Source organism: Sulfurospirillum sp. (assembly GCF_036802865.1).
Classification (GTDB): Bacteria; Campylobacterota; Campylobacteria; order Campylobacterales; family Sulfurospirillaceae; genus Sulfurospirillum.
Window position 1 is genome coordinate 422288 of record NZ_DAIRVK010000001.1, and the last position, 17579, is coordinate 439866.

General features: G+C 38.8%; 21 protein-coding genes. 13 read left to right on the forward strand and 8 right to left on the reverse strand.

Going from position 1 to position 17579, the window contains the following annotated elements; genetic code table 11:
* The 5 genes from V7Q04_RS02155 to V7Q04_RS02175 all read right to left on the reverse strand — a co-directional run bounded on the left by V7Q04_RS02155 (position 1) and on the right by V7Q04_RS02175 (position 3849).
* The gene (locus V7Q04_RS02155; protein WP_333803272.1) at positions 1–378 is read right to left on the reverse strand and encodes a hypothetical protein; all 378 of its coding nucleotides are present in this window, start codon (positions 376–378) and stop codon (positions 1–3) included.
* A complete protein-coding gene (locus tag V7Q04_RS02160) occupies positions 378–602 on the reverse strand; it encodes a PP0621 family protein (protein WP_333803273.1) in 225 nt (74 codons plus the stop codon). Before V7Q04_RS02160 ends, V7Q04_RS02155 begins: the two co-directional genes overlap by 1 nt.
* The gene (gene rsmG, locus V7Q04_RS02165; RefSeq protein WP_333803274.1) at positions 592–1161 is read right to left on the reverse strand and encodes a 16S rRNA (guanine(527)-N(7))-methyltransferase RsmG; all 570 of its coding nucleotides are present in this window, start codon (positions 1159–1161) and stop codon (positions 592–594) included. Before rsmG ends, V7Q04_RS02160 begins: the two co-directional genes overlap by 11 nt.
* Before the next feature lie 113 nt (positions 1162–1274).
* Positions 1275–3260 carry a methyl-accepting chemotaxis protein gene (locus tag V7Q04_RS02170; RefSeq protein ID WP_333803275.1) on the reverse strand — a complete coding sequence of 662 codons (1986 nt, stop codon included), beginning with the start codon at positions 3258–3260 and terminating at the stop codon, positions 1275–1277.
* Between the two features lie 163 nt (positions 3261–3423).
* Positions 3424–3849, reverse strand: coding sequence for a desulfoferrodoxin family protein (locus tag V7Q04_RS02175; RefSeq protein WP_333803276.1), 426 nt, complete (start codon positions 3847–3849; stop codon positions 3424–3426).
* A 155-nt stretch (positions 3850–4004) separates the two neighbouring features.
* Here V7Q04_RS02175 and V7Q04_RS02180 point away from each other — a divergent pair, with 155 nt between their 5' ends.
* The gene (locus V7Q04_RS02180) at positions 4005–4601 is read left to right on the forward strand and encodes a superoxide dismutase (RefSeq protein ID WP_333803277.1); all 597 of its coding nucleotides are present in this window, start codon (positions 4005–4007) and stop codon (positions 4599–4601) included.
* 13 nt (positions 4602–4614) lie between these two features.
* Here V7Q04_RS02180 and V7Q04_RS02185 read toward each other — a convergent pair whose 3' ends face one another.
* Together V7Q04_RS02185 and ribA are read right to left on the reverse strand one after the other, a co-directional pair.
* The gene (locus tag V7Q04_RS02185; RefSeq protein WP_333803278.1) at positions 4615–5055 is read right to left on the reverse strand and encodes a GNAT family N-acetyltransferase; all 441 of its coding nucleotides are present in this window, start codon (positions 5053–5055) and stop codon (positions 4615–4617) included.
* Between the two features lie 8 nt (positions 5056–5063).
* On the reverse strand, positions 5064–5627 hold the full coding sequence (ribA, locus tag V7Q04_RS02190) for a GTP cyclohydrolase II (RefSeq protein ID WP_333803279.1): 564 nt from the start codon (positions 5625–5627) through the stop codon (positions 5064–5066).
* A 77-nt stretch (positions 5628–5704) separates the two neighbouring features.
* Here ribA and hemB point away from each other — a divergent pair, with 77 nt between their 5' ends.
* The 8 genes from hemB to V7Q04_RS02230 all read left to right on the forward strand — a co-directional run bounded on the left by hemB (position 5705) and on the right by V7Q04_RS02230 (position 12159).
* Positions 5705–6679, forward strand: coding sequence for a porphobilinogen synthase (gene hemB, locus V7Q04_RS02195; protein ID WP_333803280.1), 975 nt, complete (start codon positions 5705–5707; stop codon positions 6677–6679).
* A 1-nt stretch (position 6680) separates the two neighbouring features.
* Positions 6681–7607 (forward strand): ornithine carbamoyltransferase, encoded by a 927-nt coding sequence (argF, locus tag V7Q04_RS02200; protein WP_333803281.1) that lies wholly within the window; start codon positions 6681–6683, stop codon positions 7605–7607.
* A gap of 29 nt (positions 7608–7636) precedes the next feature.
* A complete protein-coding gene (locus V7Q04_RS02205; protein ID WP_333803282.1) occupies positions 7637–8095 on the forward strand; it encodes a DUF2603 domain-containing protein in 459 nt (152 codons plus the stop codon).
* 8 nt (positions 8096–8103) lie between these two features.
* Positions 8104–9477 carry an oxygen-independent coproporphyrinogen III oxidase gene (gene hemN, locus V7Q04_RS02210; RefSeq protein ID WP_333803283.1) on the forward strand — a complete coding sequence of 458 codons (1374 nt, stop codon included), beginning with the start codon at positions 8104–8106 and terminating at the stop codon, positions 9475–9477.
* Positions 9478–9480: 3 nt separating this feature from the next.
* The gene (locus V7Q04_RS02215) at positions 9481–10743 is read left to right on the forward strand and encodes a (Fe-S)-binding protein (protein WP_333803284.1); all 1263 of its coding nucleotides are present in this window, start codon (positions 9481–9483) and stop codon (positions 10741–10743) included.
* 85 nt (positions 10744–10828) lie between these two features.
* Positions 10829–11533: a hypothetical protein gene (locus tag V7Q04_RS02220; protein WP_333803285.1), complete on the forward strand. Its 705-nt coding sequence runs from the start codon at positions 10829–10831 to the stop codon at positions 11531–11533.
* 94 nt (positions 11534–11627) lie between these two features.
* Complete coding sequence (locus V7Q04_RS02225; RefSeq protein WP_333803286.1) at positions 11628–11879, forward strand: type II toxin-antitoxin system Phd/YefM family antitoxin; 252 nt, start codon at positions 11628–11630, stop codon at positions 11877–11879.
* Complete coding sequence (locus V7Q04_RS02230) at positions 11869–12159, forward strand: type II toxin-antitoxin system RelE family toxin (protein WP_333803287.1); 291 nt, start codon at positions 11869–11871, stop codon at positions 12157–12159. The genes V7Q04_RS02225 and V7Q04_RS02230 overlap by 11 nt, the downstream gene beginning before the upstream one ends.
* A gap of 1 nt (position 12160) precedes the next feature.
* Here the strand turns inward: V7Q04_RS02230 and V7Q04_RS02235 are convergent, their stop codons facing one another.
* Positions 12161–13339, reverse strand: a complete 1179-nt coding sequence (locus V7Q04_RS02235) for a sugar transporter (protein ID WP_333803288.1) — start codon at positions 13337–13339, stop codon at positions 12161–12163.
* A gap of 138 nt (positions 13340–13477) precedes the next feature.
* Between V7Q04_RS02235 and V7Q04_RS02240 the strand changes: the two genes are divergently transcribed.
* From V7Q04_RS02240 to V7Q04_RS02255, 4 genes are all read left to right on the forward strand, one after another.
* Positions 13478–13879 (forward strand): YchJ family protein, encoded by a 402-nt coding sequence (locus tag V7Q04_RS02240; RefSeq protein ID WP_333803289.1) that lies wholly within the window; start codon positions 13478–13480, stop codon positions 13877–13879.
* Between the two features lie 2 nt (positions 13880–13881).
* Positions 13882–14538, forward strand: coding sequence for a Crp/Fnr family transcriptional regulator (locus tag V7Q04_RS02245; protein ID WP_333803290.1), 657 nt, complete (start codon positions 13882–13884; stop codon positions 14536–14538).
* Positions 14539–14718: 180 nt separating this feature from the next.
* Positions 14719–15147, forward strand: coding sequence for an Hsp20/alpha crystallin family protein (locus tag V7Q04_RS02250; RefSeq protein WP_333803291.1), 429 nt, complete (start codon positions 14719–14721; stop codon positions 15145–15147).
* Positions 15148–15252: 105 nt separating this feature from the next.
* On the forward strand, positions 15253–17547 hold the full coding sequence (locus V7Q04_RS02255) for a diguanylate cyclase (RefSeq protein ID WP_333803292.1): 2295 nt from the start codon (positions 15253–15255) through the stop codon (positions 17545–17547).
* Positions 17548–17579: the final 32 nt, after the last annotated feature.

Below are 17579 nucleotides of genomic sequence, written 5' to 3' on the forward strand. Positions count from 1 at the left end.
TTAAAGTTGTACAATACCTGATTCAAAAAGAATACCATCGATGGCATGAGACGCTGCAAATTCGATCTCATTGTCATCGTTGCTTAAAAGCAATACTTTCCCATCAAAGAGATAATCATCAGCAATTTTTTGAGCATGAAGTGCTAAGCCTTTATCCACGATAAAGTATGAAGCACCTAAAGCATTTGCTAAAATGAGTTCCTTAATATGTTTTACATGTAAGGCAAATACAACGCTTTGGGTATTGCAATATGCTGCAAGATTTGGTTCAAAATCAAACAAAACCACTCCTTGTGAAGGGGTTTTAGCAATCTCTTCAATAGAGACAACACGGTAAAAAGGCTTACTAGAGATAAGTTCATGACCGATGAGTAACATTAGGGTAACCTCGCACACTCTTTTGAGCAATAGAAGTGGCCATCTTTGATGATTGCCTCTTTGTGGCTGATAAAAGTTGAACACGCTTGGCACTCGACCATCGTTTCACCCTCTAAGACTTTCTTGGGAGCATTTTTTTTAATCTCTTCTTTACGACTATTTTTGAAAAAAAAGATATAAATAAGAAAGATAACACCCGCAAACAATGCAATTTTAAGCAGCATCAACATCCTTCATAATAAGATAATAACGTTTGTCTCGTTGGTAAACATGACAGTTAGATAGCCCTTTGATCTCTTCTTCTACCAATTCACCTTTATAAAATAGAAGTGTTGTGGAAGGATCAATAAACTGTTTACACAATTTGACCAACATCTTCGTGTTAGTGACAGCACGAGAACTGATGAGATCGACTTTAAAAGGTGTCACTTTTTCAACTCTGTTTGTTGATATATCGACATTTTTAAGCTCTAATGTTGTTTTTGCAAGGTGTAAAAAAGCACTCTTTTTTGCAATAGGCTCAAACAGTGTAAAATGCACGTGAGGTAGGGCAAGTGCAAGGAGTAAGCCTGGAAACCCAGCTCCTGTGCCTATATCGATCGCGTTTTTTATTTCATTGACGTTTAAATATTCTAAAGGATAGATGCTGTCTTCAACATTTTTAAGTACGGCTTCTTTTGTTTTCGCACCTGAAATATTATGTGTTTGATTGTACTGAAGCAAGAGCGTCGCAAAAGTATCGACCTGTTGCCAAAATATATCAGGAAGCAAGGAAGCAGCCATCTTAAAAGCCTTTAGTGTGATTTGATCTTATATCCTATCCAAATGGCGATTAATGAGCGATTAATATTTGAAATTGTGCATGTAAGCTCTGATTGGAGCTTACATGCACAGATTTAGTGAATACGAAAACGCCTGAGTTCTACATTGGCACTTTCGGCTTTTCCTGAGAGGTTTTTAGAAATCTCTTTTACTTGCTCGCCAAGAGTGTTGTTATTTTCTGAGAGGGTTGTGACTTCATCAATATGCTTCATAAATATTTCAACTGTTTGTGCGACAGCTGTATGCTCGGAAGTTTGTTGTTGTGAAATTTTGATAGTACTGCTCAATTTTTCAGAAGTATGTTGCGAATCAGCAATAAGTGTATTGGTCTCTTTTGAGAGATGGTAGAAAGATTGTGAAATGTTCTCTGTTTCAGAGGTAACATCATGAATCGTTTGAACAATGACATTCGTAGTTGTACTGATGTCTGAAAGTGAGGTTTGTGTACGTTCAGCAAGCTTTCGAACTTCATCGGCAACAACGGCAAACCCACGACCATGTTCCCCTGCACGGGCAGCTTCAATGGCAGCATTAAGGGCTAAAAGGTTTGTTTGATCCGCGATATCACCAATAATTCCCAAGACATTTTTAATTTGTGTCGCTTGTTGGGAAAGTGAATTAACTTTTCCTCCAAGTTCGTGTTGTTTTTGAGCACTTTGTGAAATAAGTTCGACCACTGTACCCATGTTGGTAACAAAGGCTTCTAGCACCTCTTTTGTCTGCTCAAGGTCCCCAAAGGTTTTAAAAGACATCTCTTTCATCGCCATTTCTTTCTCTTTAAACGATTGCATTTCCTGTTGAATACTATGAATAAATCGGTTTTGCTCTTCAATGTTAGAGGCAAGATTGGTAGAGACATTGCTCAGTGAACTACTGGCTTCAACACTTTGATTTGAGGTATCGAGTGCTTTGCTAATCGACTCTTTAAAATTAGAGATAAGTTTTTGGACTTGTTTCATTGTGTCCGAAATTTCATTGTCACTTTCAAGGGCTAATGATTGTGTTAGGTCAAGGTTTGAAGCGATGGATTCGAGTTTTTTACCTGAAATTGTAATCGTGCGAATGACATCTTGAAATGTAGCATAGAGTAAAATGATAATAAAAAGTGTAATAACAACAAGTCCACCACCTTCAATGAACATTTGCGTACGGGCATTACTTTTAAGCGTTGTAAGCGATGTTGAAATCTCTTGTGCCAGCGCATCGTCTACTTCTTTGAGAAGATTGATTTTACTGGTAATGGTATCAAACCAATGAGGCGCATCAACACCAAAATTACCTACATTTGATTTCTCGATGGCGGTATTACGCATTTTCTCAACTTCTGCGACCAGAGGATTGCGCATGGTTTTTTCATAAAAGGCAATCGAAGTAGGTGAAGCTGTCCCTGCGAAAGAGTCTATATAAGAAATTTGTTCTGAAACCAATGTGATAAGTTTAACAAACATATTGGGCGCAAAAGCTCCAGCAGCAAAGGTGTTAGATAAAACGGCTCTTTCAATGCCAGTGCGCTCTTTTGCTTTAAGAAAATTTGCATAAGCACTCAACTCTTTTACAATCACCGGATCGGAAGAGAGTACAGCCGTAGATGCAACAATATCCAAAAGGTATTTGTTTAGAAGTGTATAATAATCCACTTGTTCTGCTGCGCTAATACTGAGGCTATCAATACGACTGCGAATAGAAGGAAGCTTTTGAAGCATTGCTTCAATGGTTTTTATCTGATCACTCAACGATTGTGGATAACGCGCAAGATCAATTGCCCCTAGTGCTTCTCTGTAGCGCTTTTGCTCTTTGTCTGTTAGTAGGCGTTGTGGGGCTAATTTGTCTGCAAATTTTTTACCCGATGATCCAATAAATCCAGCACTCGTGCCTCTCTCTTTTTGACTCTCATGTACAAAGAGACTAATGCTGGTTGAAAGAGTAACAATATTTTGTAAATCATGGATGTTTTGCAATTTACTTTGCCCATCCACTACGGTTTTGATACCCAGTAGCAGTGCTACAAAGACAACAACAATCGAAACTAAGCCTAATTGTCGTTTGATAGTCCTCCGCATTTAATTCTCCTATGTAAAGTAAATATAAGGTTATATTATTCATTGGTTTTTCAAAAAATTCAATGACCTAAGTCAAGAGGGCAAGTTCTTATAAAGACATATATTTTTTAAATATTTTACAGAATAGAAGACGAAAAAGAGAGCCTAAGTAAGGCTCTCTTTTTTAAAGTTGTATCGAAGCGGTATATTCTCCATGAAGATTACAGCGTGATATGGCTGAAAGTATTTTAACCTCTTTTGTATTGATTCTTGTTGCAAGATAGCCTCTTGATGTCGTTGGCTCTAAGGAGACATTTGCCACTTTTTTACCATCTGCTAAAAGTTCTATCTCATAAATCCAGTGGTTATCGATACTTGGGTGAATGACCCCTTTTTGTCCGATGTTGACTTCAACTAACGCAAAGCCTTGTGCATCAACAGCACCTACTTTAATTTCAGGAGAGTGTTTAAGCTCAAGCTCTGTCATGTTCGCTGGGTCTTTAATGTCCATCTTCTTTTTGTTGACAATCAATTTCTCGTCATAAGCATTTGCAACAGTGGTAGCTAAGACTGCAAGTGCAGCAACTTTAAAAGCATCTCTTCGTTTCATAATAAGCTCCTTGTGTAAAAAGAATGTACGAAAAGTATACATCAAAAATGAGTTATATCAATCTTCAAATTAAAATTAAATAACAATATTTATCATTCATTTATTAAGAAGCTGTAGAATGAACTTACGAACAAATTTTCAATAAAGGAGTTATTATGGCAATTACGTTACCAGCACTTCCTTACGAAGCTAACGCATTAGAACCTTACATTATGGCCAATACACTTGGTTTTCATTATGGTAAGCATCATCAAACCTATGTTACTAATCTTAACAATCTTCTTCAAGGAAGTGAGCTTGCAGATGAGAGTCTTGAAAAAATTATTTTAGCCGTTGCTAATCAGCCTGAAAAAGCAGGTATTTTTAACAATGCTGCTCAAGTTTGGAATCATACGTTTTATTGGAACTCCATGAAAAAGGGTGGCGGTGGCTTACCGAGTGGGGCTATTGCTTCAAAAATAAATGAAGATTTTGGCAGTTTTGGCGCATTTGTCGATGCCTTTAAAAATGCAGGACTGACACAATTTGGCAGTGGTTGGGCATGGCTTGTTTTAGAAGGTGGAAAGCTCAAAATCACTAAAACAGCGAATGCGGATACACCGCTTGCCCATGGGCAAAAAGCGATTTTAACCGTTGATGTTTGGGAACATGCGTACTATCTTGACTATCAAAACAGACGTGCAGATTATTTGGATATTTTCTTGAAAAATCTTGTCAATTGGGATTTTGCGAACGCAAATTTAAAAGCATAAGTGTGAGGCGAGTTTAGGCTCGCCTTTTTGACCTGTGAAGTTGTTTGATAAAATATTTCGGCGATTCTTTATATCCATTCTTTTCATAAAAACGGTGCGCACCTTTACGTCTTTCATGACAATGTACTTCAATGCGATCGCACGCTCTTTCTGTAGCAATTTTAATTGCCAAAGCTTCAAGCTCTGCTCCAATCTCACGTGACCTTACTGTTTCATCCACGATAAAATAACTGATGCGTAAAAATGAGCCGAAAAGTGCAATTTGTGGGATTATATGTAAAGAGAGAAGGGCAACAACTTTGCCCTCATATTCGTAGAGAAAAAGCATCGCATCAGGGTTTTCTAACAGTTCTTGGATACGCTCTTTAATGAAGGATTGTGTATCTGCATAACCAAGCTCCGAGAGAAGTTGAACAATGATGTTAGCATCTCCAACTGTGGCATTGCGTATCACAATCGCTCCTAAAGAAGGTGTCCCATCTGCTCTTTTTTGGTCTTCAAATAGCCTGCATTGAACTTATTAGAAGGGATAATGACAGGAACTCGTTCAACAATTTCAATGTTTTTCAAACTCTCTATTTTTTTAGGATTGTTGGTGAGAAGTTTGATTTTTTTAAGATTAAAATAGTCCAGCACAAATTCGACCATTTCATACGTGCGTTCATCGTCCAAAAAGCCTAACTGATGGTTGGCTTCAATGGTGTTAAACCCTTTATCTTGCAAAGCATATGCATTGACTTTGTTCAGTAGCCCAATGTTTCTTCCCTCTTGACGTAAATAAATGACCATTCCTCCATTTTTTTCAATGGTTGTAAGCGCAAACTCAAGCTGGTCACGGCAGTCACATTTAAGGCTTCCCATACTATCACCTGTTAAACATTCACTGTGAACACGTACCAATGGAATCTCACCTAAAGGCTCTTTAAATACTACAAGATGCTCTTTAATACCTTGTTTAAACGACTGAATTTTAAACGTTCCAAAACGTGATGGAAGGTTCGCAATCTCGGAAATTTCTATTTTCATTTTCTTTTATATCCAGTTATGCTAAAATCACTACTTTTTATAACGAGGTCTAATTTTAACCAAGATAAGGCAAAAGAATGTTTAAAAGATTTAGAAGACTTAGAATGAACGCAACTCTTCGCTCATTGGTACGTGAAACAACACTCAGTATGGACGATTTTATTTACCCTTTATTTGCAAAAAATGGTGAAGGATTTAAAAAAGAGATTGGCTCAATGCCAGGTGTGTATCAGATGAGCATTGATGAAATACTCAAAGAGTGCGCAATCTTACAAGAGCTTGGTATCAACTCGATTATTTTATTTGGTATCCCTGAAGTGAAAGACAGCGTGGGAAGCGACGCTTTATGCGAACATGGCATTATCGCTAGTACTATTAAAGCCGTTAAAAAGGCGTATCCGAACATGTTCGTTGTGACCGATCTTTGTTTTTGTGAATTTACCGACCATGGACACTGTGGTATTTTAGACATTGAACATGAGAGTGTCAACAACGATGCAACACTCGAAATTTTAGCCAAACAAGCGCTTGTTCATGCACACGCTGGAGCAGACATGATCGCCCCTTCAGGCATGATGGACGGCATGATCGAAGCACTACGTGAAGCGTTAGATAGCGAAGGATTTGTCAACTTACCGATTATGAGTTATTCGACTAAATTTGCAAGTGCCTATTATGGGCCTTTCCGTGATGTGGCAGAATCTGCTCCAAGTTTTGGTGATCGTAAAACTTACCAAATGGATCCTGCAAATAGAAGAGAAGCCATAGCGGAATCTGTGGAAGATGAGATGCAAGGTGCGGACATTTTGATGGTCAAACCAGCCCTTGCGTACCTTGACATCATTCGTGATGTACGCAATGCTACATCGACACCTTTATGTATTTATAACGTCAGTGGCGAATATGCGATGCTTAAAGCCGCTGGTAAGGCAGGTGTGATTGATTATGAGCGTGTGATGATGGAGACCATGATCGCGTTTAAACGTGCTGGAGCTGACATTATCATCAGTTACCATGCAAAAGAAGTAGCAGAAGTTTTAAGGAGAAAGTAATATGCGACATTTTTTAACACTTAAAGATTTTAGTAAGCAAGAGATTTTAGAGATTATCGACCTTGCAATTAGCATTAAAAAAGAGGCAAAAGCCAAAAATTATGTGCCATATCTCAAAGAGCAAACTTTAGGTATGATTTTTGAAAAAAGCAGTACTCGAACACGTGTGAGTTTTGAAGTGGGTATTCACCAGCTTGGAGGCGTGGGTTTGTTTCTCTCTTCCAATGACTTGCAACTCGGACGTGGTGAGCCTATGAAAGACACGGCGCGTGTGATTAGTCGTATGGTGGATATGGTGATGATAAGAACCTTTGCACAAAGCACATTGGAAGAGTTTGCAAAATTCTCTAAAGTACCTGTTATTAGTGGTTTGAGTGATTCGTATCATCCTGTACAGCTTATGGCAGACTATCTCACGATGGTTGAGTATAATAAAGCGACCAATCCGATCGTAGCGTATGTAGGCGATGGTAATAACATGACCCATTCATGGCTGATGCTGGCTTCAAAGCTAGGTTTTGAACTTCGTATTGCTACACCAAAAGGCTATGAAGTAGATGCAAAAATCTTAGCAGAAGCCCTTAATTTTGCTAAAGAGAGTGGTGCGGTCATTAAAATTGGCAATGACCCAAAAGAGGCAATTACGGGTGCTACAGTTGTCACAACAGACACATGGGTCTCCATGGGACAAGAAGCGGAAAAAGCTGCACGCGTGGCAGCATTCCAAGGCTACATGGTGGATGATGCCATGATGAGCTTGGCTGTAAAAGATGCGATGTTCTTACATTGTTTACCAGCGTACCGTGACTATGAAGTGAGCGAGAGTGTCTTTGAAGCACATGCGGATGAGATTTTTGATGAGGCAGAGAATAGACTTCATGCCCAAAAAGCCGTTATGGTATGGCTTGATAGGCACAGAAACAGCTAATGGAATTTAAACGAAAAAAAGAGTTCAAGATGATAGAAAAAATTTCTAAGGGTTTGAGCGTCAGTAAACAAAAAGAACAGACGGTTTTAGAAATAGTGCCAAATGAGGAAGAAAGTACAAAGCTTTTACGCCTTAAAAATGGTTCATGGGACAATGCAAAAGAGCCATGGTTGGTGTACGATGAAAAACAAAAACTCCATGCACTTCTTTCCATCGACACGCTCAGTAAAATGATAGAGCACTTTAAAAAAGCGGAGCAAGAGGCACTTTTCCTCAAATTGGAGAAGAGTATTTTGCAGCAATTGCCACTTGATTTTCAAGATGTTTGGACGGTAGCAACAGAAGAGATTAAAAAAAGTAAAAAGAGTGAGATTGATTTTGATAAATTGGTCAAAAAGATCAAAAAAGATCATCCAAACCTCTTTTTAGACCTGAAAGATCTCTATTTGCCTGAAGGGGCGAGTATTATCAGCGCGGTAGAGCGTTAGGATGAAGCATGATTGATTTTGACAAGTTCGCGAAGTATTCTAAAGCGGGGCCTCGGTACACGAGTTACCCCACGGCTCCAGAGTTTAATGAAGGCTTTACCTGTAAAAGTTACGAAGAGGTCTTAGCACACCAAGATAAAAATCGTAAACTTTCGCTCTATTTCCACCTTCCTTTTTGCCGAAGTGCCTGTTACTTCTGTGGTTGTAATGTTGTTTATACCAGTAAAGAAGACAAAAAAGAGCGCTACATTGACTATCTTGTGCGAGAGTTAGAGCTTCTTTCTCATCACCTCGATACGTCACGTGAAGTCATTCAAATGCACTTTGGTGGCGGTACGCCAACCTTTTTTAGTGCCCCACAGTTAGAACGCATTATTGGTGCTATTAAAACTCACTTCAAAAACTTTGCTAAAGACGCTGAAATCAGCTGTGAGATTGACCCTCGTTACCTCACAAAAGAGCAATTAGATATTTTGACAGGGCACGGTTTTAATCGTGTGAGTTATGGTGTGCAAGATTTTAACGATGAGGTACAAAAAGCGATCCATCGCATTCAGCCTTACGATGTGACTGCCAATGTTGTAAAAATGGCAAAAGAAGCAGGGATTAAGTCGATCAATATGGATCTTATTTACGGACTTCCATACCAAACATTTGAGACATTCCAAGAGACGTTACGCCTTGCCGTATCACTTGATCCATCGCGTTTAGCTGTCTTCAATTATGCACACGTGCCATGGATGAAAAAGTCGATGCGAAAAATCGATGAGACAACGCTTCCTCACCCGAGTGTCAAGCTTGCGATTATGCGTTATACGATTGATTATTTAGAGTCCAATGGCTACAAGATGATCGGTATGGATCACTTTGCGAAGCCTGATGATGAGCTTTTCTTGGCGATTGAAAAAGGCGAATTGCACCGTAATTTCCAAGGCTACACTACTAAAGGTGGCGCGGACTTAATTGGTATTGGTTTGACGAGTATCGGCGAAGGTTTGAAACACTATGTTCAAAACTTTAAAGAGATGGATGAGTACGAAAAAGCCATTGATGCGGGTGTATTGCCTGTGCATCGTGGGCTTGTTTTAAATGACGATGATGTGCTTCGAAAAGCGGTCATTATGGAAATGATGAGTAACTTCAAACTTAACATTGCGGGCATTGAGCAAGCTTTTGGCATTGACTTCTTTGAGTACTTTTCTGACGCAGTTGCAGCACTCGCTCCTTTTGTTGAAGAAGAATTAGTGGTGGTTGACAGAGTTGCTAAAAAGATTTTAGTCAATACCACAGGCACACTGCTCATTCGCAATATCGTGATGCCTTTTGATGCGTACCTCCAAAAAATCCCTGAAGATAAACGACGCTTCAGTAAAACGGTGTAAATGATGTTTAAATTTAATGTAACGAGCGATGCGTGTGTTAAGTGCGGTAAGTGTATTCCTGTTTGTACCATTCACGAAGTTAACCGTGATGAAGTTACTTCTCCTAGAGGTTTTCTTGATCTTTTAGGCGCGTACCAACGAGGTGAACTCGAACTCGATAAAAATGCTAAAAACATTTTTGAGAGTTGTTTTTTATGTACCAACTGTGTCGATGTCTGTCCGAACGATTTACCTGTGGATATGCTCATAGAGCAAGCGCGTAACGATATTCGCAAGAAATTTGGCTTAGCGTGGTATAAAAAACTTGCGTTCTTCTTGCTTCGCAACCGCAACATCATGGATGTTTTGGCTCGTTTTGGTTACATGTTTCAAACTTGTGGCTTTAAAATCGTGGAGAAAAAAAGTTCCATGTACATGCGCAATTTCCCGATCATTAAGATGGACAGACTTTTCCCAAGTCTTGCCAAAAAGACCTTTTTAAATTCCCATCCCGATGTGATTAAAAACGGTGGCAAAGGCAAAGTGGGCATTTTCATCGGCTGTTTGGCGAACTACATGTACACCGACATTGGCAAGTCACTTTTAGAGATTTTAAAAGAGTTACAAATAGATGCTTACCTCATAAAACAACAAAAATGCTGTGGCGCACCTCAGTATTTTACGGGCGATTTTGACAGTGTGGATTTTCTGGCGAAATTTAACATCGAGTACATCGAAGGCTTTGTAAACGAACTTGATGCGATCATCATTCCTGAAGCGACCTGTAGTGCGATGATCAAAGCAGACTATGTTCACTTTTTCCACGACCAACCTGAGTGGCAACAAAGAGCAAAAGCGATTGCTCCACACATTTTCATGGCTACGGAATACCTAGAGAAAAAGACCAATTTAGCTGAAATTTTGGCTACTAAAGCTCGCAAAAGTGAAGTAGTCACTTACCATGACCCATGCCACGCACGTAAAATGCAAGGTGTTTGGAAAGAGCCACGCAATCTTATTTCCCAAAACTACGTCATTAAAGAGATGAGCGACCCGAACCGCTGTTGTGGTTTTGGCGGTGTGACGATGCAAACAGGAAACTACCGTTTTGCAAAAGCTGCTGGACTTCCAAAAGCCGCGATGATCAAAGAGACGGGTGCTGAATACGTGAGTGCAGAGTGTAGTGCCTGTCGTATGCAACTAGGCGATGCGATGCACGGTCAAAAAGTCGATGCTATCTTTAAAAACCCAATTGAATTGATTGCTAAGGCGCTTCGAGAAGGCTAAGTCAAACGTTTACATGTAAGGCTGAAAAGCTTTACATGTAAAGTTATTTATTTTTATATCTTTGTTTAAATTTACAAGGGAAACTATGCTGAAAAAAATATTTTTAACTCCATTAGACCCTGAATACATTATTATGTTTCTACGAAGTGTAGCCTTGTTATTAGTCATTATTTTAAGTTACTTAATATTTATAAATTGGGAAAAAAACTTATCTCTTATAGGTGCATTAGGAGTTTTAATATCTGCTTTATTAGCTTCTTATTCGGTAATACTGAATATAAATTCAACAGTTAAAATAAAAAATAGAGAAATATCAAATCAAGTTAGATATGTTTTTTTTCATTTATGTTTAATCAAAATGAGATTGGTTGCACTTAAAAATGAGCAAGTCAAAGAAAAAATAACTTATATGGATATAGAGAGAATCTTTGATAGTTTTGAAGATATATTCAAACTATTAAATGATATCAAAAGCTTAGATATTATTTCTATTGCCCACAATGATATGCTGACAAGCATACACATGGTATATCTACATTTAAGTACATATCAAACACATGTAAAATCTATAAGAAGTAGTTTAATTAAACCAGAACCATCGGAATATAATATTGCTAAATATCAAAATATTTTAAAAAAAGTTGATTTTAAACTCGATGATGTAATAAATGATTTGACATCAATTCTTACTTACTTACGGGATAGTTATTCAAAAGTCTTTCAAAAAGAGAGTAAAGGAATAGAATCTTGTGCAGACTATTTTTATAATATGACAAAAGAAATAAAATGACAATTTGACCAATATATCTAAACCCCTCATTTGACAAAAATCCCTCACTCAAGTATAATAAACACCAAATAAAGTACCAAAAAAGGTGTCTATTATGCAACCTATTTTATCCAACTACACAGCAAGCATCACTGAGCTTAAAAAATCACCCACGCAAATTCTTGAAAATGCGGGGGAAGAGGTTGTTGCCATACTCAATCACAATGTGGCGAGTGCTTACCTTGTTCCTTCTAAAACCTATGAAAAATTGATGGCAATGCTGGATGATTATATGCTCTCCAAAGAAGTCACAAGCAGGCAAAGCGAAACTTATACGCCTATCAAAGTAACGCTTGATGAGCTATGAATTAGAATTTCACCCACAAGCACTTAAAGAGTGGAAAAATTTGGGTGAGACCATCAAAGAGCAGTTTAAAAAGAAGCTGAAAGAGAGACTGGAAAACCCAAAAGTTCCTAAAGACAAACTCGTTGGATTTGATGCAGTCTATAAAATCAAACTCAAAACAGCAGGATACAGACTGGCATATGAAGTGATGGATGACAGGGTTGTTATCATTGTTTTGGTTGTGGGAAAACGTGAAAACAATAAAGTTTATAATGCGCTTCATGCACGGTTTAGTAAATAGCTTAGTTTTTAATCAAAAGATACCTCTTCCAAATCCAAACTGCTAACACAAGAGCGGCACTTCCAAAAAGCGCTCCGACAAAACCCACGTTTTCCATGGAACTCTGCGATATAACCAAACTTCCTACAAAAGCACCTCCGCCAATACCAATGTTATAAATGCCCGAATAAAGCGACATCGCAACATCGGTCGCATCAGGAGTGAGTTCTAAAACAGTGACTTGAAGAATGAGGCTGATAAGACAAATAGCAATGCCCCAAAGAAGGCATAAGAAGCTCAATGAAATTGTATAAGGTGCAAGAGGGAGCATCAAAACTAACGACGCAATGAGTGCGCAAAGAGAGCTGACGATAATCGTAAAAGGGTATTTGTGCTTGAAATGCGAAAAGATCATACTACCTAGCATTCCCGCAATGCCGAAAATAAAGAGTGTTAGGGTAGCGAAGTCACCGCTTAGAAGAGCGATTTGTTGCACAAAAGGCTCAATGTATGTATATGCTGTAAAATGTGCGGTAATGGCTAAAGCGGTTAACAGATAAACACCCATAAGGGCGGGTCTTTTCATCAAAAGAGGTAAACTTTTCAGCGAGCCTGCGTTGACACTAGGAAGTTGTGGTAAGAGTTTCATGAGAAAAAACATCATGGCAAAGGCTACTAAAGCAATACAAGCAAAAGTTGTGCGCCAGCCAAGACTTTGACCGATGAGGCGACCCAGAGGCAAGCCCAAAACGATGGCAAGCGATGTACCTGTTGCTAGGATGCCCAGTGCTTTGGTCTTTTTACCTTGTGGGGCTAAACGATAAGCTAATGAGGCGGTTATAGACCAAAAGATGGCATGAGAAAAGGCAATGCCAATACGAGAGAGCATTAAAATCCAAAAATTCCACGCGAGAATAGAGAGTATATGGCTCGCAATAAAAAAGGAAAATAAGAGTAGCAATAATTTTTTGCGTTCCATATCTTTGGTAAGAAGCATCAACGGTAGCGATGTGGTCGCTACAATCCATGCATAAACCGTCATCATCAGCCCAGCATGCGCTTCGCTAATGTGAAAATCTACCGCAATGTCTGTAAGGAGGCTAATGGGAGCAAATTCGGTGGTGTTAAAAATAAACGCTGAAATCGTAAGACAAACAACAGGAAGCCATGGTTTCCATGACAGAAAAAGCGAAGCAAACATAATCTAAAAGCCTTGTACTAAATGAGAGAGTATTGTAGCCAAACACGCAATAGAAACAGTTGAAAGAGCGTGCTTAGAAGAGGTGTTTTAATGAAATATTTGTATAATTATTCCCTTAAAGCGATCAAAAGAGGAAGAATGAAAGAAACAAATCTCTGTCCGTGTGGCAGTGGTAAAACCTACGAAACATGTTGTGAGTCGTACCATAAAAATCACAACGCGCCAACGGCTGAAGCACTCATGCGTTCACGTTATGCTGCGTTTGTGTTTGGACTGGCGGACTATCTGTTTGAAACAACACATCCAAGCAACCGCACCAAAAATCTCAAAGAAGAAATTGCCTTTACGTGTAAAGGTGTGGCGTGGACAGGGTTGGAAGTCATGGAAAAATGGCAAGGAGGAGAGAGCGATAAAGTGGGTAAAGTCTCTTTTCGTGCTTCATTTATACAAGAGGGGAAAAATGGCTTGCATGTTGAACATTCTCGTTTTAAACGTTTTGGCAAAGCGTGGATGTATGTTGATGGCGAAGTGAAGGGCTAGTCATGTATGCGCTTGACGTTATAGAGCAAGAACTCAAAGACGACATAGAACATTTTGGGCGTGTGGTACATGTCAGCAAAGGCGAAATCCTGATGCGTCCTGATGAGTGTATGGAGCATTTTTTTGTTATTTTGGAGGGGCGTGTAAAAATTTCGCAGATCAATTTTGAAAATGGTAAAGAGCAAATTCTCTATTTGCTAACAAAAGGCGATATGTACGACATCATCACCCTGTTAGATGCCAAAGTGCATGAAAATGTGGCGATGGCATTGGATGATGTTACCTTGTTGGTTTTTCCTATCGAATTGTTTCGCGAATGGATCGAGACAAAGCCTTCGTTTAATAAACTCTTTTTACCCTACGTTGCCAAACAGCTTCGTGAAGTTGAAACATTAGCGGCAGATCTCTCTTTATATGACACGACAACACGTTTGGTAAAATTGATTGCTAAAAATATAGAAAAGCAAGGTGATCGACAAACGCTTAAACTCATCAATAATCTCTCCCATGAAGAGCTAGCCAATCTTGTGGGAACCGTGCGAAAAGTGCTTAACCGCAATCTTCAATCGTTAAAAAAACAAGGGTTGATTGATGTGAAACGTAAAGAGATTTTCATCAAAGACTCTCAAAACCTGCTTGAACACCTTCCTGAAGAATAAACGTCATACAAACCACATTCTGCCTCGAAAGAAGCAAGCTTTAGCGCCGCAGCGGCTTAGCGTAGGCTTTTTGGCTCTGCCTAAAAATTGTGATTAAAAATGCTTTTTTATGCCACTTAAGTGGCAGACACACACAACACTCTTGGGTTAAACTTCTCTCAAAAAACAGAGGAGTTTAAGATGTTAGTGACACGATTTAATCCGTACAAAGAGCTTAAAGAGTTGGAAAGTCGGTTGTTTAACTACTATCCTAGCGAAAGTGATGAGAGTGGCATCTCTGCATTTAAACCAAGTGTGAGTACACGTGAGGGCGAGTTCGCTTATCATGTCGAGATCGATCTTCCTGGTGTTAAAAAAGAGGAGATCAGCATCGATCTCAAAGAGAATCAAATCGTCATTTCTGGCGAGCGAAGTTTCAAAGAAGAGCGCCAAGAAAAAGATTACTACAAAATTGAAAGCAGTTATGGCAAATTTCAACGCAGTTTTGCTTTGCCTGAAAATGTAGATGTTGAAAACATAGAAGCGAGTAGCACGGATGGTGTACTCGAAATAGTCCTTCCAAAACTCAAAGTTGAAAAAATGGAAGTCAAAAAAATTCAAGTCCAATAATGATGTCGAGGCAAGAAATTTTCTTGCCTTTCATACAATTACATGAGCCTTACTCCCTAAATTACGCTACAATCTCCTTTATCATTGGTATAAAGGAGAAGTTTCTTGAAACGCTTTTGGGAATCTGCACTCTTACCATGGTTTTTTTTATTTTTAGGTTTATTATTCTCCTTCTTGATTGCGTGGAAGAGTGCTCTTTGGATTAAAGAGACAGAACAGATTCGCTTTCAAGCAGCCTCAAATCATATAGCAAGTTTAATTCATAAAGAACTCGATGCTCATATTCAACTCATTCGAAGTGTGGCAGCCTTTATGAATGCTTCGGATGATGTCACAAGAGAAGAGTGGAAACAATATGCCCTTGCAAACCATATTAATGAGCAGTTTTTAGGTTTTCGCGCATTAGGCTATGCTCCTTTAATTCAACCTTATGATCGGCTCAAACATGAACAAGCTGTACGAGAAGAAGGGTTTGCACACTATACTGTTTTTCAAATCAACGCATCATTACATTCTCCATTATTCCCCGTAACCTATTTGGAGCCTTTATCTGAAATAAATGAAAAAGCTTTTGGCCTTGACTTGGCTTCGGAGAGTGTACGTAAAGATGCATTGTATCAATCATTAATGCGAGCAGATGCGACACTCTCTTCTAAAATCAATTTGGTGCAAAAGTATACGACAGACCATCAATCGGGCTTTTTACTTTTTTTCCCGTTATACCAATCACGAGAGGCTCCATCTTCTCCCCAAGAGCGTTTAAAAGATGCCAAAGGGATTGTTTATTTAGCCATTGATTCTAAAAAAATGTTTGAACAACTTTTGCAGAGTAATTATATTTTAGTGGATTTTGAAATTTACGTCGGTATGGCACCGCTAGAGCAGAACCTTCTTTACAATTCCAATCCTGAGTTGATTGAGCCACGATTAAGTGACTATGCTTCTTTGGAAATTTATGGAAAAACATGGACGATTCATTTTAAAGCCAAAAACGTGTTAGATATGAACAATAGTCACTATTTCCCATGGATTCAAATGCTCTTTAGCCTACTTTTGTTTGGCTTACTAAGTGGGTTGATTTACGTGCTTCAACGGACACGTAAAAAAGCATATGCGATAGCCGAGGAAAAGACAAAACTTTTAGCAAAGTCAGAATCCGAAATACGCTCTATTTTTCAGACAATGCAAGAGGGTGTGATGGTTTTGGACGATCACAGCATCGTTGTTGAGTGCAATTTAGCAGCGCAAGAGATGTTGCAAGTTGTTAAAAGTGACATTGTTGGTAATGCCAGTAATGACACTAAATGGAGCACTGTTCATGAAGATGGTTCCGTATTTGCACTGGAGGATCATCCTTCTTTTAAAGCCTTAAATACGGGATTACCGCAAAATAATGTCATTATGGGAATTAGACGAGAAGATGGGACTCTATTATGGGTTCAAACCAATGCCCAGCCTATTTTTTCAGATGATTTTGACAAGATCACTTCAGTGTTAGTTACTTTTAGTGATATTACTGCGTATCGTAAATCAAAATATGAACTTGAAAAATACCTGCAAATTATTGACACACATGTGATTACTTCAAGTACAAATTTACATGGGATCATCCTAGAAGTAAGTGAGGCTTTTTGTAAGATTTCGGGTTATACCAAAGAAGAGCTTATTGGGAAAAGTCATAATATCGTTAGGCATCCTGATATTCCTTCATCACTTTATAAGGAGATGTGGGCTACTTTGAAAAAAGGTATTTCATGGTATGGGGAGATTAAAAATAGACGTAAAGATGGTTCTGCGTATTGGATGGAAACGATTATTGAACCTCGGTATAATGAAGAGTACTCTTTGGTAGGATATACTGCTATTCGACATGATATTACCGATAAAAAAAGAGTTGAAGAGCTCTCTATTACCGATCGTCTGACGGGATTATATAATCGTCTTAAACTCGATGAGCTTTTTGCGCAGTACATCAGTATTGCAAAACGTCACCAGACACCTCTTTCGATTATTCTTCTTGATATTGATAAATTTAAATCCGTGAATGACACCTATGGTCATCAAGTAGGCGATAGTTTATTGCAAGCGATAGCAAAGCTCTTAAAAGTCAATGTTCGTTTGGAAGATGCCGTAGGAAGATGGGGTGGCGAAGAATTTTTAATTCTTCTTCCGAGTAGTAACATGGAAGCGGCACATGTGTTGGCAGAAAAGCTTCGTGGTGTCATCGAAGCGGAGGACTTTGCGTATGTGGGGAGTTGTACAGCCAGTTTTGGTGTGGCAACGTATCATTTAAATGATGATGAAACGAGTATGGTTGCACGAGCTGATAAATGCTTGTACCTAGCTAAAGAGAATGGTCGTAACCGTGTTGAAGTAGAGACACATAACGGTATAGTTTGACTTCTTTCTCAACTCTCTCTTAATCTAAATTC